Source organism: Streptomyces sp. SID13726 (assembly GCF_010548375.1).
GTDB lineage: Bacteria > Actinomycetota > Actinomycetes > Streptomycetales > Streptomycetaceae > Streptomyces.
Window position 1 is genome coordinate 1 of sequence record NZ_JAAGLY010000517.1, and the last position, 427, is coordinate 427.

Below are 427 nucleotides of genomic sequence, written 5' to 3' on the forward strand. Positions count from 1 at the left end.
TCGGCGCCGGAGCCGGCGACGAGGCTGGAGACGACCTTGTCGAGCTGGGGGCTGCTGCCGGCCGCGGCGGCGAGTTCCGCCAGCCGCGGACCGAGGATGAAACGTCCCTGCATGTCCCTCGCCACCATCCGGTGGTGTTCCAAAGCCACGGCAAGGCGATGCGCCGTGGGTCGTGCGAGCCCTGTCGCCGCGACCAGCCCGGCGAGGGTGGCCGGACCGGACTCCAGTGCGCTCAATACCAGAGCTGCCTTGTCGAGAACGCCGACGCCGCTAGAGTTGTCCATGAAACGATATTCGCGTCTCACACTGTGAAACGCAAGTTCAATTTTTCCAAGAACCAGCGAGTCTGTATGTGCGGGTCCACGAACCACTGGGTCCGAGCCGTCGTCCGGTGCGTGGGGTACGGGCGATCAGGCGCAACAGATCT

The 427-nt window shown here is 65.3% G+C and carries 1 protein-coding gene; it reads right to left on the minus strand.

What is annotated here, in order from left to right; translation table 11 throughout:
- Positions 1 to 284, minus strand: a 284-nt coding sequence (locus G3I78_RS48890) for a helix-turn-helix domain-containing protein (RefSeq protein ID WP_164437112.1), incomplete at its 3' end; no start/stop codon positions are given.
- Positions 285 to 427 lie beyond the last annotated feature (143 nt).